This window comes from Acidisoma sibiricum, from assembly GCF_057837225.1.
The window spans coordinates 1,912,612-1,927,544 of record NZ_CM174445.1 but is presented as its reverse complement, the minus strand read 5'-3'; the positions used below and the strand labels follow the sequence as shown (position 1 = coordinate 1,927,544).

General features: G+C 65.0%; 12 protein-coding genes. 11 read left to right on the top strand and 1 reads right to left on the bottom strand.

Annotated features, from left to right (window positions below):
• Positions 1-2 precede the first annotated feature (2 nt).
• The 4 genes from lptG to rsmA are packed head-to-tail and all read left to right on the top strand — an operon-like array spanning position 3 to position 5,626.
• Positions 3-1,115 carry an LPS export ABC transporter permease LptG gene (gene lptG, locus AC3G7M_RS09135; protein ID WP_489215836.1) on the top strand — a complete coding sequence of 371 codons (1,113 nt, stop codon included), beginning with the start codon at positions 3-5 and terminating at the stop codon, positions 1,113-1,115.
• Positions 1,116-1,126: 11 nt separating this feature from the next.
• Positions 1,127-3,415 (top strand): LPS-assembly protein LptD, encoded by a 2,289-nt coding sequence (locus AC3G7M_RS09130; protein ID WP_489215834.1) that lies wholly within the window; start codon positions 1,127-1,129, stop codon positions 3,413-3,415.
• A 34-nt stretch (positions 3,416-3,449) separates the two neighbouring features.
• Positions 3,450-4,766 (top strand): peptidylprolyl isomerase, encoded by a 1,317-nt coding sequence (locus AC3G7M_RS09125; protein WP_489215833.1) that lies wholly within the window; start codon positions 3,450-3,452, stop codon positions 4,764-4,766.
• On the top strand, positions 4,763-5,626 hold the full coding sequence (gene rsmA / locus AC3G7M_RS09120; RefSeq protein ID WP_489215831.1) for a 16S rRNA (adenine(1518)-N(6)/adenine(1519)-N(6))-dimethyltransferase RsmA: 864 nt from the start codon (positions 4,763-4,765) through the stop codon (positions 5,624-5,626). Before AC3G7M_RS09125 ends, rsmA begins: the two co-directional genes overlap by 4 nt.
• Before the next feature lie 14 nt (positions 5,627-5,640).
• Here rsmA and AC3G7M_RS09115 read toward each other — a convergent pair whose 3' ends face one another.
• Entirely contained in the window at positions 5,641-6,453 is an 813-nt protein-coding gene (locus AC3G7M_RS09115) for a DUF4142 domain-containing protein (RefSeq protein ID WP_489215829.1), read from the bottom strand.
• A 248-nt stretch (positions 6,454-6,701) separates the two neighbouring features.
• On the opposite strand from AC3G7M_RS09115, the gene AC3G7M_RS09110 reads away from it, so the two are divergent.
• The 7 genes from AC3G7M_RS09110 to alsS all read left to right on the top strand — a co-directional run bounded on the left by AC3G7M_RS09110 (position 6,702) and on the right by alsS (position 14,933).
• Positions 6,702-8,612 (top strand): transketolase-like TK C-terminal-containing protein, encoded by a 1,911-nt coding sequence (locus AC3G7M_RS09110; protein ID WP_489215827.1) that lies wholly within the window; start codon positions 6,702-6,704, stop codon positions 8,610-8,612.
• 40 nt (positions 8,613-8,652) lie between these two features.
• Positions 8,653-9,666, top strand: a complete 1,014-nt coding sequence (gene gap / locus AC3G7M_RS09105) for a type I glyceraldehyde-3-phosphate dehydrogenase (RefSeq protein WP_489215825.1) — start codon at positions 8,653-8,655, stop codon at positions 9,664-9,666.
• Between the two features lie 36 nt (positions 9,667-9,702).
• A complete protein-coding gene (locus tag AC3G7M_RS09100) occupies positions 9,703-10,887 on the top strand; it encodes a phosphoglycerate kinase (protein WP_489215823.1) in 1,185 nt (394 codons plus the stop codon).
• Entirely contained in the window at positions 10,887-11,579 is a 693-nt protein-coding gene (locus AC3G7M_RS09095) for a fumarylacetoacetate hydrolase family protein (RefSeq protein WP_489215821.1), read from the top strand. The genes AC3G7M_RS09100 and AC3G7M_RS09095 overlap by 1 nt, the downstream gene beginning before the upstream one ends.
• A gap of 73 nt (positions 11,580-11,652) precedes the next feature.
• Positions 11,653-12,462, top strand: coding sequence for an exodeoxyribonuclease III (locus tag AC3G7M_RS09090; RefSeq protein WP_489215820.1), 810 nt, complete (start codon positions 11,653-11,655; stop codon positions 12,460-12,462).
• A complete protein-coding gene (locus AC3G7M_RS09085; RefSeq protein ID WP_489215818.1) occupies positions 12,459-13,202 on the top strand; it encodes an SDR family oxidoreductase in 744 nt (247 codons plus the stop codon). Before AC3G7M_RS09090 ends, AC3G7M_RS09085 begins: the two co-directional genes overlap by 4 nt.
• A gap of 75 nt (positions 13,203-13,277) precedes the next feature.
• Positions 13,278-14,933, top strand: a complete 1,656-nt coding sequence (alsS, locus tag AC3G7M_RS09080; RefSeq protein ID WP_489215816.1) for an acetolactate synthase AlsS — start codon at positions 13,278-13,280, stop codon at positions 14,931-14,933.

Here is a 14,933-nt window from a genome sequence, read left to right as displayed (position 1 = left end):
CCGTGTTCCTGTCCCGCATCCTTGCCGCCTATATCAGCCGGCTGTTCACGCTCTCCGTCGTCACCATGCTGGCCGCGCTGACCGGTCTGGTCTCGCTGTTCGACTTCCTGGAACTGCTGCGCCGGTCGGCGACCCGGCCGGACGCGTCCTTCGGCCTGGTGGTGGAGATGGCGCTGCTGCGCATGCCCTGGGCGATCCTGGAGATTTTGCCGTTCGCCGTGCTTCTGGGCGGCATCTGGGCCTTCTGGCGGCTGGCGCGATCCTCTGAACTGGTGGTCGCGCGCGCCGCCGGGCTTTCGGCCTTTCAGTTCCTGCTGGGACCGATTTTCTGTGCCTTCGGCCTTGGCGTCTTCGGGGTGGTCGCGGTAAGCCCGGTCTCGGCCATGCTGTTTGCCAAGGCCAATGCGCTGGAGGAGACCTTCCTGGATGCTGGCGGCGGACCGCTCGCCCTCAACGGCGGCCAGTTATGGCTGCGCCAGGGGGATGACACACGCCAGCGCGGCGGCGTCGCCATCATCCATGCGACCGGGGTGATGATGCGTGACAAGGTGCTGACAACCGGCCCGATGACGGTGTTCCGGGTCGGTCCTAACGACAAGATGATCGATCGCATCGAGGCGCAGACTGCGCGGCTGATGCCGGGCGACTGGCTGCTGGCGGACGCGCGCGTGCTGATCCCGGGCCAGGTGCCGACGGAGCCGCGCGCCCTGTCCCTGCCGACTGAGCTGAATGTGAACCGCATCCAGCAGAGTTTCGCCGCGCCCGATGCCTTGTCCTTCTGGCAGTTGCCGAGCTTCATTCAGATTCTTGAAAAAGCGGGATTTTCGACGGTCGCCCACCGGCTGCGCTTTCAGGCGCTGCTGGCTTTGCCGCTGCTGTGTGCCACCATGTCCCTGGTGGCCGCGGGATTTTCCATGCAGACGAGCCGGCGTGGTGGTATCGCGCGCATGATCGGCGGCGGCGTGGCCGCCGGCTTCGCGCTGTTCATGCTATCGCAGGTCGCCCAACAATTCGGCCAGTCCGGCGCGCTGCCGGTGGTGCTGGCCGCCTGGGCGCCGGCTGCGGCCGGGCTTATGCTGGCACTGTCCTTGCTCCTGCACCTCGAAGACGGTTGAGGGTCCGCCTAATGTCTCAGACTTCTCCCACGCAGCGGGGACGCAAGATCCGAAGCCTCATCAGCCGGTGCCGCCTGCACCGGCCGGTGACATCGGCGCAGCTATGCCGCCAGGCGCTGCTGGGTGCCGTCTCGCTGATCACGCTGACCGCCTTCGCGCCGCAGCTAATCCAGGGTGCGCTCGCCGACGCCTCGGGTCCGACCTTCGACCGCAAGCAGCCGGTGACCTTCAAGGCTGACCGCATCGACTACAACCAGAAGACGAATATCGTCACCCTGTCAGGCCATGTCGAAGCCTGGCAGGCTGGGCATGTGCTGTTCGCCGACCGCGTGCTGTTCGACCGCAATACCAATGTTGCGGACGCCGTCGGCCATGTCGTGCTGGTCTCGCCCGACGGGCAGGTGGTCTATTCCAACTACGCCGAACTCAGCCAGGACATGACCAATGGCGTGATGAGCGCCATGAATGTGAGCCTGCCGCAGAACGCCAAACTGGCCGCCAATGGCGGCCGCCGCACGGAAGGCAAGGTCAACGAGTTGAGCCGGGCCGTCTATACGGCCTGCGACGTCTGCGCCAAGCATCCCGAGAGTTACCCGCTGTGGCAGCTGACCGCCCGCACTGCGACGCAGGACGTCGAGCACCACATGATCGAATACCGCGACGCGACGATGGAATTGTATGGCGTGCCCTTCCTGTGGCTGCCGTATTTCGCCCATCCCGACCCGACGTCCCCACGCACCAGCGGCCTGCTGATCCCCAGTGCCGGCTACAACAGCCATATCGGCGCCTTTGCAGAGACGCCCTATTACTGGGTGATTGATCAATCTACCGACGCGATCCTCACGCCGATCGTGTCGAGCGGCGAAGGTCTGGCGGGCGACGTCAAGCTGCGCCATTCCTTCAATTTCGGCCAGATCAACGTCAATGCCTCGGCCGGCTTCGACAAGGGCCAACTTCAGGGTGCGCTTTTCGCCGACGGCACCTTCGATCTGGATAGCGCCTGGCGGGCCGGGTTCAATATCGCGCGCGCGTCCTCGGTTACCTATCTGAACGACTATTCGATCCTGCCCAATACGAATGAGCTGGAGAGCCAGCTTTATCTGGAAGGCTTCGGCCAAGGCTCCTATGCCCGCATCGAGTCGAGCTTCTACCAGGGCCTGGTCGGCAGCGTCACCAATAGCGAGCTGCCGCTTGTCCTGCCCTATGCCGCCTATGCCTATAAGGGCGATCCCGATAGTTTGGGCGGCACCATCGCGGTCAATGCCAGCGCTTTCAACATCCTGCGCACGACCGGCACCGATACGCAGCGCGCGGCGATCAGCAGCGACTATAACCTGCCCTTCCAGGACGGCATCGGCGAGCAATGGGGGGCGGAGGTCCATCTCGACCTGGCCGGCTACAATGCCGATAACATCAACGAATTTCCCAATTACGACACGTCGAACACGCATGCGTCCGAGCTGCGCGCCCTGCCGCAATTCGCGCTCAACTACCGCTATCCGATCATGAACGAATCAGGGTCGCTGGGGTCGCAGCTGTTCGAGCCGATCATCCAGCTGATCGCGGCGCCGATCATCAACAACAATGTCAACGTCACCAATATTCCGAACGAAGACAGCTACGATTTCCAGTTCACGGATGCCAATCTCTTCGGCTTCAACAAATATCCTGGCATCGACCGGCTGGAAAACGGCATGCGCGCCAATGTCGGCTTCGAGAGCGCCTGGTATTTCAACAACGGATCGCGACTGGAGGGGCTGATCGGCCAGTCCTACCGGACCCATACCGACGATACCTTCGCGCCCGGTTCCGGCCTGACGGACAATGTGTCGGACGTGGTCGCCCGGCTGACCTATACGCCGACCAGCTGGCTTGACTTCACCTATCGCACCCGGCTGAACCACAAGAGCCTGCAGGACCAGTATACCGATACCTTCGTCTCGGCCGGCGTGCCGGCGCTGCGGGTTACGGCCGGGTATCTCTATTCGGCCGTCGATCCCTATTATTATTATGACGGCAGCCCGCCGCCGGCCGAATATTATACGCCGCGCAGCGAGGCGACCTTCGGCCTGACAGCGCTGCGGGGCGCCTGGAGCTTCAACGGCGCCGTTCAGCAGAATATTCAGACCGGCAAGCTGGACAGCACCAATGTCGGCATCGGCTGGCAGAATGACTGCCTTGGCCTCAATCTCAGCTACGTTCACAGCAATACGACGATTGACGGCGAAAGCGGCTCGACCACCGTGCTTTTCACCGTGACCTTCAAGACAATCGGCGCCATTGGGTTTAACGCACTTTAATATGCCTAGGTTTTCGGGAGCTTCGTATAAAGCCATGTCCTTCCGCCTGAAATTTCTTTGCCTGGCGGCGGTGCCGGCATGGCTTGCGCTCGCCGGCATGACCATGCCCGGCGCCGAAGCCCAGACCGCGACGATCGCCGCCGTCGTCAATGGCGACGTCATCACCAATGACGACGTCGACAACCGGGCGCGGTTCTTCGCGCTCGCGACCGGCCAGCAGGCCTCCCCCGACGTTGTCGACCGGCTGAAGCCGCAGATCCTGCAGCAGCTGATCAACGAGCGCCTGGAGATCCAGGAAGTGCTGCGGCGCGGTATTGTCATCAACGACAAGCAGGTGGCCGCCGCGCTCGGCGATATCGAGAAGAATAACAATATGGCGCCCGGCATGCTGCAGCAGAAGCTGCGCGGCCTGGGCGTTGATCCCGGCACGCTGGTCTCCCAGATCCGCACGCAAATCGGCTGGAACCAGGTCCTGCGTCAGGTGGTGGCCAATATGGGCCGCCCGACGGACGCGGATATCAACCGCCAGCTAAAGCTGATGACGGATAAGAAGGCCGGTCCGCAGTATAACGTGGGCGAGATCTTCATTCCCATCAACAGCCCCGCCGCGGCCGCAGGTGCCGACCGCTTTGCCCAGACGATCATCCAGCAGCTGCGCGCGGGCGCGGCCTTCCCGATCATCGCGGCCCAGTTCAGCCAGGGCGAGACCGCGTTGCAAGGCGGCGCGCTGGGCTGGGTGGGCGCCGATCAGCTTGACCCATCGGTCGCGCAGCTTGTCACCCAGATGCCGATCGGTGCGATCAGCAACGCGGTCCCGGTGGCGGGCGGACTGGTCATCGTGCAGCTGCGCGGGCGCCAGCAGGCGGGCCAGACGGATAGTGGCGCCGGCCCGGATCTGGTTCTGCATCTGCGCCAGGCTTTTCTGCCCTTTTCCTCGCGCCTGAACGAGCAGAACCCGACCCCGCAGCAGCGCGAAACCATGGCGAAGCTGCATGCGATCGAGACCTCGGCTCATAGCTGCGCCGATATCGAAGCTGCCAACAAAGCGGCCGGCAATGTGAAGCCCACCGATCCCGGTCCGGTCAATCTGGCCCAGGTGACGCCGCCGCAGTTCCAGCAGCTGCTGTCCTCTCTGCCCGTCGGCAAGGTGAGCCCGCCGCTGATCGCGAATGACGGTGTCTCTGTCGTGATGATTTGCAGCCGCGACACCCAGGCCGCGGCGGCGCCGACGCGCGATCAGATCAGCGAACAGCTGTTCCAGAACCGCGTCGGTCTGGCCGCACAGCAGACTCTGGACGATCTGCATCGCCAGGGCTCCATCGAGATCATGCAGAACCAGACCCCGGGATGACCCTATCCAAACCTTCGGCGGCGCCAGCGATCGACACCCTGCCGCCGCTGAAGGATGTCATCGCCCGGCATAATTTCCGGGCGAAACACGCCCTCGGCCAGCATTTTCTGCTGGATTTGAATCTGACCGCCCGGATCGCCAGCATGGCCGGGGATCTGACCGGGCGGCATGTGATTGAGGTGGGACCAGGTCCGGGCGGCCTGACCCGCGCCTTGCTGGCCACGCCGGCCGCGAGCGTCACCGCGATCGAGATCGATCAGCGGGGTGTCGCGGTCGCCCATGAACTGGCGGAATTCTATCCTGGCCGGCTGCATGTGGTGAGCGGCGACGCGATGAAGCTGCGCGCGGCCGACCTGACACCGGCACCGCGGCAGATCGTCGCCAATCTTCCCTACAATGTCGGCACACCGCTGCTGGTTGGATGGCTGCGGGATATCCGCGCCTATGAGCAATTGACGCTGATGTTTCAGGAAGAGGTGGCGCAACGCATCGCGGCCGCGCCGGATAGCGAAGCTTACGGCCGCCTGTCGGTTCTAGCGCAATGGACCTGCCGCACGGTGCTGGCCATGCGGCTGCCGCCCGAGGCTTTCACGCCGCCGCCGAAAGTCTGGTCCGCGGTGGTGAGGCTGATTCCGCATGCGGAACAGCCGTCACTGGCGCTCTTCGCTGCCATGGAAAAAGTCACCCAGCATGCCTTCGGCCAGCGCCGGAAGATGCTGCGCGCGTCCTTGAAGCCGCTCGGCGGCGAAGCCCTGCTCAACCGCGCCGGGATTGAGCCGACGCGGCGGGCAGAAACCTTATCGGTCCAGGAATTCGACCATCTGGCCCGGCTGGTGGCCGAGCCAGACGCAGTGCTCTAAGACCGCTTGGACAGTCAGGACTGGCCGTTGAACTGCAGGATACGGCCGTTTAGCTGATCCGCCGACTGGTCAGGATTGCCGGAGACCGGGGACGCGATCGTGCCCGGCACAGGGCCCGGGGGCGGCGGCGGGGCCATGCCCATTCCAGGCGCTGGCGGCGGAGCCATGCCCGGGGCCGGCGCCATCGTGGCCATGGCCGGGCCACCCATTGGCATCGGGCTCATCTGCTCAGCGAGCTGGAGATGGCGTTCCAGCACGGGCAGGCTTTGGCGCGCATAGTCCCGGAGTTGCGGGTTCTGGCCCGTCATGGCCTCCTTGCGGAACATGGCGATGGCATGTTCATGCCCCCGGATCATGGCGTGATTGAAGGCAGCGTCGAACTGATCGTCGGGGACCGACTGCAGGTGCTGGAGCATGGCCGTCTGCATCGGATTGGGGCCCGGCGCGGTCTTCAGCATCAGCGGATCAGCGATGGCGCTCAGCGCCTGCTCGGCATTGCCATGGTCACCCTGCAGCATGCGCCCGTAATTCTGCTCGTTCGGCGATTGGCCGCGATCTTGCGCCAGCTTGCCAAGGACGATCTCGGCCTGATTGGTCGCGGATGCCGCCCAGACGAAATGCGCGTCCTGCGTGGAGGCAGCCGGGTTGCCGGCGGTATCTGCGGGCATGACCGTCGGCGTTCCCGCTTCCTGGCCAGGCTTGAGCTGGATCACCTGCGTCGCTGCACCCGGACCCTGCGGCGCGGTTGCGTCCGAGGTGGGCACGTTCTGCGCCAAGGCGGCCGAGCCGGACGCCGCGAGCAGAGCCAGGCCGCATGCGCTGGACATAAGCCAGCGATTATTACGAGACTTATCTTGCCTCATGGAATTACCCCTTTTTAATCTTGCGCGCTGCGCCAGACGAAAGGCGCTGCGGTAACAGTCAAATTGGCGGTGCGCATTGGCTTCACAGGCTCTGTCGCGTGAAGGTGAGCGCGCTCACGCCCCCGTGCGATCAGCCTGCAGGGCTTGCTCATCGGGTGCGCCCAGCTAAAAACCCTCATGCGCCGTGCTCCAGAGACCATTGAGGAGGTTTGGTGACCCGACTGGCGGATATTTTCGCCCGGAAGGTCCCGCATGTCGCGGAGCCGACACCGCTGGCCCAGCTTCGTCAGCCCGAACGGCAGCAACGCCTGGCGGAGGCGGTCCGCACCGTCCTTTTCGCCCGTGCGACGGCCACGGCTGCCGAGGCCGAAACCGAGACCACGCTTCTGGCACCCGAACTTCTGGTGACGCCCGAGACGGCACAAAGCCCGGTGGTGGAAGTCGCGACCACGCTGTGGACGCGTGTGCTCCGCTTCGATGCGGCGGCGCCTGCCTGGGCCGATCGCGACCGCGTTGTCGTATCCTGCCGGCAACAGGCTCAGATTCTGCGCGTCATCCTCGAACTCTGTGGCGTCGAGCCGGGCGAACTGGCCCATGGCATGCCGGGGATCGACACCGTTCTGGGCGTGCCCGGCCAGGCGCTGGCCTTCGCCGTGGGCGAAGCGCTGGCAGAACGCATGATGGCGGCGCGTTTCGGCAAAAGCCTGGTCGACCATCGCGTCTGGCTGTGGTCGACGCCCGCGGCTTTGGCCGGCGGACTGGCCTATGAGGCGGCCTCTCTGGCGGGTGAGCTAAAACTCGCGAAGCTCGCGGTGATGGTGGAGGAGCCGCCTGCCGCCGACACCGATAGCATCAACGCCATGCTGGAGCCTTTCGCGACCTGGGGATGGGCGACGAAGCGCATCGCGGCCCAGGACCCTGCGGCCGTCGCCTCGGCACTCACCATCGCGCTGCGCGCCCGCAAGCCATTGCTGATTTCCTGCAGGCGCGCGGCAACGCCACCGAAACTGCTGGAACGTGCGATTGCCGAGGATGTGCGCGAGGCCTGGCGCGCGGCGGGATCGCATAGCACCACCGCCCGGCGGGGCTGGCTGAAACGCCTGACGCGCCACGCCCAGGTGGCGGAATTCGAGCGCGTGCTGGCCGGACGGCTGCCCGACGGCTGGCGGGACGAGGTGCGGGCGGAGCGCACGCGCGTGGCCGAGGTGACGGAGCCGATGGCGCCCCTGGTGGCCGGCCGCCTATGCGCGACCGCCATGGCGAACGCGATCCCCGACCTCACCGGCGCCGCACCTGGCAGCGCGAACCCCCACGCGACCGCACCGATTACGGGGATGACGGCGGTGGATGCGGGCGATTTCGGGGGCCGGCATATCGCGCTGGGCGCGGCAGCCACCGCCCTGCCTGCCGTGCTGGCGGGAGCCGCGACCCATGGCGGCCTGACGATCGTCGCGGAGACCCAGGCGACGGGCGCGGACAGCCTGCCGCAGACGCTGCGGTCTTTGGCCCGTGACGGTCAGCGCGTCATCCATATCCTGTCCGAGGATCACAGCGACCCGGGTGCGGCTGCGGCCCTGCCGCTTGCTTCGCTGCGCGCCATCCCGAACCTGCTTGTTCTGCGCCCCGCCTGCGCCATCGAAACAGCCGAATGCTGGGAGCTGGCGCTGCAGCGGGATGACGGGCCCAGCGTGCTGCTGCATACCGCCAAAGCCATGGCGCGCTGGCGCCAGGACAGTACGGAAAACGCCTGTGCGCGGGGCGGCTATGTCGCGGCGGGCTTGTATGAAGCGCGCGCTGCGACTTTGATCGCAAGCGGCGCGGAACTGGCTGTCGCCATGGAGGCGCGGCGTCTTTTGGCTGACGCAGGAATTTCCGTTGCAGTCGTGTCGCTGCCGTGCTGGTCCCTGTTTGCCAACCAGAATGATGCCTATCGCGCCGATGTCCTGGGAGACGCCCCGCGGCTGGCGGTGGAAGCCGGTTCAGATTTCGGCTGGGGCCGCTGGCTTGGCGAGCGCGGACAGTTTATCGGAGCGGCGAGCCTTGGGCTGTCGGCAGCCCGGCCAGGTGAATATTTCCGGGTGACCGCGGAAGCGCTGGTGACCGCGGTGAAAAAGAAGCTCTGATGCCCCGATCCGGGGCATGCAACATGAGGAGAAGTTGACTATGGCGGTGACGGTAGCGATCAATGGTTTCGGCCGTATCGGGCGTCTGGTTCTGCGTGCCCTTATCGAAAGCGGGCGCACCGACGTCGTCCCCGTGCTGATCAACGACCTCGGATCGGTCGATGCGAACGCCCATATGTTTCGCTATGACAGCGTGCATGGCCGCTTCCCGGGCGAAGTGAAGGTCGAAGGCGACAGCCTGCTGATCAGCTACAACGGCCGCAGCTATGCGCCGATCAAAGTGACCGCCGAACGCGACCCCGCGAAGATCCCGCTCAAGGGCGTGGATGTGGCCCTGGAATGCACGGGCATCTTCACCAGCAAGGAAAAGGCCCAGCCGCTGCTGGATGCCGGCGCCCGCAAGGTGATCATCTCGGCCCCCGCCGATGGCGTGGACGCGACCATCGTCTATGGCGTCAACGAGAAGACGCTGACCGCCGATATGACCGTCATCTCCAACGCGTCCTGCACCACCAACTGCCTTGCCCCCGTGGCCAAGGTCCTGCAGGACAATTTCGGCATCCTGCGCGGCTATATGGTGACAATCCACAGCTACACCGGCGATCAGAAGACGGTCGATACGCTGCATAAGGACCTGCACCGCGCCCGCGCCGCAGCCCTGTCCGCCATCCCGACCTCGACCGGTGCGGCGCGCGCCGTGGGCCTGGTGCTGCCGGAGCTGAAGGGCAAGCTGGACGGCACCGCGATCCGCGTACCGACGCCTAATGTCTCCCTCGTTTCGCTTGACGTGAACCTCGCCAAGAAGGCCACGAAGGAAGAGATCAACGCGGTGATGAAGACCGCGTCCGAAGGCAGCCTGAAGGGCATCCTCGACTACAACACCGAGCCGCTGGTCAGCTCGGACTTCAACCACAACCCGGCGTCCAGCACCTTCGATGCTACCCAGACCGCCGTCGTCGATGGCGAACTGGTGCGCGTGCTTGCCTGGTACGACAATGAGTGGGGCTTCTCCAACCGCATGTCCGACACCGCCGCCGCCTTTGGCGCGCTGTGATCTGACCCAGACCAACTGACGATCAGGGGACGCGCAATGACGTTCAAGACGCTCGATCAGGCAGAGGTGAAGGGAAAGCGCGTGCTCGTGCGCGCTGACCTGAACGTGCCGATGCGGGACGGCCATATCAGCGACATGACCCGCGTGGAGCGTGTCGCGCCGACGATCCAGGACATCGCCGACCGCGGCGGCCGGGTCATTGTCCTCTCGCATTTCGAGCGCCCGAAGGGAAAGCGCGTCCCCGAAATGTCTCTGGCACCGCTGGCCGAGGCGCTGGCGGAAGTGCTGCGCCGTCCGGTGGCCTTCGCCGATGACTGTATCGGCCCGGTGGCCGAGGACGCGGTCGCGGCGCTGCAGGACGGCGACGTGCTGCTGCTGGAGAATACCCGTTTCCATAAGGGCGAGGAGGAGAACGACCCTGCCTTCTCCGCCGCCCTCGCCAAGCTTGGCGATATTTACGTCAACGATGCCTTCTCGGCAGCCCATCGCGCCCATGGCAGCACCGAGGGCGTGGCCCATCATCTGCCGAGCTATGCCGGACGGCTGATGCAGGCCGAGCTGGAGGCGCTGGAAGCCGCCCTCTCGAAACCGGAGCGCCCGGTGATGGCGATCGTCGGCGGGTCCAAGGTTTCGACCAAGCTCGATCTGCTCGGCAATCTGCTGGGCCGCGTGGATGTGCTCGTCATCGTCGGCGCCATGGCCAATACCTTCCTGGCAGCGCAGGGCTTCCCCGTGGGCCGTTCGCTGCAGGAGAAGGACCTGCATGAAACCGCGCGGCAGATCCTGGCCCAGGCCGCACAGGGTTCCGTCGAAATCCTGCTGCCGGTGGACGGCACCGTCGCGCAGGAATTCAAGGCGCATGTCCCGACCGAAATTCTCCCCGTGGATGCCGCGCATGACGGGATGGCGCTGGATGTGGGGCCGGCGACGGCCGACCTGATCATCGCGCGCCTGCAGGATATGAAAACCCTGGTCTGGAACGGGCCGCTGGGCGCATTCGAGATTCAGCCCTTCGATGCCTCGACCATGAAAGTCGCGAAAGCCGTCGCCGACCTCACCCAGGAAGGCAAGCTTCGCTCCGTCGCCGGTGGCGGCGATACCGTTTCGGCGCTGCGCCAGGCCGGCGTCATCGATGAGCTGAGCTATGTGTCCTCGGCCGGCGGCGCCTTTCTGGAATGGCTTGAAGGCAAGACGCTGCCCGGCGTCGCGGCGCTCGGCTGATGGGCGATTATGTCATTCCCCAGCCGCCCCAGCCGGCCGTGCCGGTGCGGGGTGGCGGCCTGTTTCCGGTGCGCCGCATCTTCTGCGTCGGCCGCAATTTCGCGGCCCATGCGCGGGAGATGGGCGCGGACCCCGACCGCGAACCGCCCTTCTTCTTCACCAAACCGGCCGACGCCATCCTGACGGGCGGGGCCGACATGCCCTATCCGCCGCAGACGGCCGATCTGCATCATGAGGTGGAGCTGGTGGTGGCGATCGGCACGGGGGGCGCGAATATCCCCGTGGCTGAGGCACGTGGCCATATCTGGGGCTATGCCGCCGGCATCGACATGACGCGGCGGGACCTTCAGGGCGCAGCGAAGAAGGCCGGAAAACCTTGGGACATGGGCAAAGGGTTTGATCACTCCGCCCCCATCGGCGAGATGGTGCCGGCCAGCGAAATCGGCCGCAAATACGGCGAAGACGGCCATGTGCTGCTGCATGTCAACGGCGAGGAGCGGCAGGAAGGCGACCTGGCCGACATGATCTGGAGCATTCCCGAAATTGTCGCGACCCTCTCCACCTTCGTGACGCTGGCGCCCGGCGACCTCATCTTTACCGGCACGCCGGAAGGGGTGGCCGCCGTGCAGCCGGGAGACGTGCTGGAGGGGTTCATCTCCGGCCTGCCACCGGTACGCGTGACGATCGCTTAACGCCTCTCCCGAGGCCCAAATCCCCGCTCCTGCGGGGATTTTCTTTTTCCGCCCTGCCCCGTATGGCTGAGTGATGGCTCAAAGCGTGCGAATCCTCACCTGGAACATCAACTCGGTCCGGCTGCGGCAGACGCTGCTCCGCGATGTCGTTGAGAAACTCAAACCCGACGTCGTCTGCCTGCAGGAAACCAAATGCCCCGATGAGCTGTTCCCGCTGGAACTGCCAAAGGTGCTGGGTTTCGACCATGCCCTGTTCCGCGGCATGAAGGGCTATAACGGCGTCGCCATCTTCTCCAAGGCGCCGATGCGCCGGCATGAGGATACGCAGGATTGGGTGGGCCGTGAGGATTGCCGCCATCTGGCCGTGGAACTCGATCTGCCGAGCGGGCCGCTGGTCGTCCATAATTTCTACGTGCCCGCCGGCGGCGATATTCCCGATACCACGCTCAACCCGAAATTCGCTCATAAGCTCGATTTCGTGGCTGCCGCCCGCGATCATTTCGCACGCACGCCAAACCTCACGCGCTCAATCCTGGTTGGCGATCTCAATATCGCGCCGCTGGAGCATGACGTCTGGAGCCATAAGCAGCTGCTCAAGATCGTGTCCCACACGCCCGTGGAAACGGAGCTGCTGACGCAATGGCAGGAGACCTGCTGGCATGACGGGCTGCGCCATTTCGTGCCAGCCGAGCAGAAGCTCTATACGTGGTGGTCTTATCGCGCGAAGGATTGGGAAGCGGCCAATAAGGGCCGCAGACTGGATCACGTTTGGGTCACGCACGATCTGAAAGGCGCACTCAAGCGCCATGACATTTTGAAAGAGGCACGAGGCTGGACCCAGGCCTCGGATCACGTGCCCGTTTTGGTGGAGCTCGTCCTATGACTCGCATTAGCCTTGTTACCGGTGCCGGCAGCGGTGTCGGCCGTGCAGCGGCCCTTGCTTTGCTGGGTGCGGGCGATACCGTCTATCTGATCGGGCGGCGCCTGGAGCCGCTGCAGGAAACGGCCGGCGTTGCCACAGCGGGCACCGCCGTGAGCGTGACGGCCGATGTGACGGACCCCGCGAGCGTGGACGCCCTGTTCGACCGCATCAAGGCAGATCACGGCCGCCTGGACGTGCTGTTCAACAATGCTGGGGCGGCCGCACCGGCGACCAATTTTGGTGATCTCACCTGGGAGCAATGGCGCGGCATGCTCGCCGTCAATCTGGACGGCATGTTCCTGGTGGCGCGCGGCGCCTTCCGCCTGATGCGCGACCAGAGCCCGCAGGGCGGCCGGATCATCAATAACGGCTCGATCTCGGCTTATGCGCCACGGCCGGGTTCAGCCCCATACACGGCCAGCAAACATGCCGTGACGGGCCTGACCAAATCCATTTCGCTCGACGGCCGCGCCTTCAATATCGCCTGCGGCCAGATCGATATCGGCAATGCCGCGACCGCCATGACCAAGTCGATGACAGCCGGCGTGCCGCAGGCGGACGGGCGCCTGGCGGCGGAGCCGCGCATGGATGTGGAGGATGTCGGCCGCAGCGTGCTGTTCATGGCCAGCCTGCCGCCGGACGCGAATGTGCAATCCATGACGGTGATGGCGACCAATATGCCGTTCGTCGGTCGCGGCTGAGGCACAAACCCAAAGTATAATTGCTGCCTTACCGGCAGGACGTTAGGCTTCGATACCGAAACGACGGAGAGCACGATGACCGAGCCCTGCGGCGCCGAAGTTCTGATCGCCAATCTGAAGGCCCAGGGCGTGCGCCATGTCTTCGGCATTCCCGGGGCGAAGATCGACCGGGTCTTCAATTGCCTGACCGATTCCGGCATCGAAACCGTCGTCTGCCGGCATGAGCAGAACGCCGCCTTCATCGCGGCCGGAATCGGCAAGATGACCGGCAAGGCGGGGGTTTGCGCCGTCACCTCGGGCCCCGGTGCCACCAACCTCGTCACCGGCTTTGCCACCGCCAATTCCGAGGGCATGCCGGTGGTGGGCTTCGCCGGCAGCGTGCCGCGCTCGGAACTGCTCAAGCAGACGCATCAAAGCCTGGATTCCGTCAGCCTGTTTCGTCCCGTCACGCGCTATGCGGCGGAGGTCGAATCGCCCGATTCCATTGGTGAAGTGGTAGCCAATGCCTTCCGCGCGGCAGAAAGCGGCCGGCGTGGCGCCGCCTATGTCAGCCTGCCGTTCGACATTATGAACGGCCCTGCGTCTGGTGACGTGCTAACCCCGGTGAGCGTGCCGCCCTTGGGTGCGGCACCGGCCGAGGCGGTCGCTGCTGCAGCTCAGCTGATCCAGGCCGCCCGCATCCCCGTCCTGCTGCTCGGCATGGATGCGAGCCGCCCAGCCAATACAGCGGCGCTGCGCGCCCTGCTGCATGCCTATGCGCTGCCCACGATCTGCACCTATCAGGGTGCGGGCGTGATCTCTCATGATCTGCTCGATTGCTTCGCCGGCCGCGTCGGCCTGTTCCACAATCAGCCGTCCGACGAATTGCTGGATGCCGCCGATCTGGTGATCACCGTCGGCTACAACCCGATCGAATACGACCCGTATCTTTGGAACAAGGGCAAGCAGCGGCCGGTTGTCCATATCGACCATATCCTGGCCACTATCGACCGCGATTACCGTCCGACCGTCGAACTGTATGGGGATATCGCAGCGACGGTCACCGCCCTTGCGCGCGTGCTGGCGCCGCGGACCGATCTGGTGTCTCATCCCCTGCTGGGCGCCGTGCGCCGCGAAATGGCCGATATCCGCGCCCGCGGCGCGGCGCTGGGTGGGGCGCCTTTGCATCCCTTACGCATCATCAGCGATCTGCAATCCGTCATGGCCGATGATGTGACGCTCGCCCTTGATATCGGCAGTTTCTACATCTGGCATTCACGCTACCTGTACAGCTTCCGGCCCGAACAATTGCTGATCTCCAACGGTCAGCAGACGCTGGGCGTGGCACTGCCCTGGGCCATCGCCGCCTGCCTCGCGCGCCCCCGCGACAAGGTATTGTCGGTCTCAGGCGACGGCGGCTTCCTGTTCTCGGCGCAGGAGCTGGAGACGGCGGTGCGGCTGAAAAGCAACTTCGTCCACATGATCTGGACGGACGGCACCTATAATATGGTGGGCTTCCAGGAGGAGCTGAAATACGGCCGCACGGCGGGCGTCGATTTCGGCCCGGTCGACAAGGTTAAATATGCCGAGGCCTTCGGCGCCACCGGCTTCCGCATCACCCATGCAGATGAATTCCTGCCGACCTTGCGCCGCGCGATGGAAATTCCGGGGCCTGTGCTGATCGATATTCCTGTCGACTATTCTCACAATACCGCGCTGGGCCAGGGCATGCATGCCGACGTGATTGCCTGA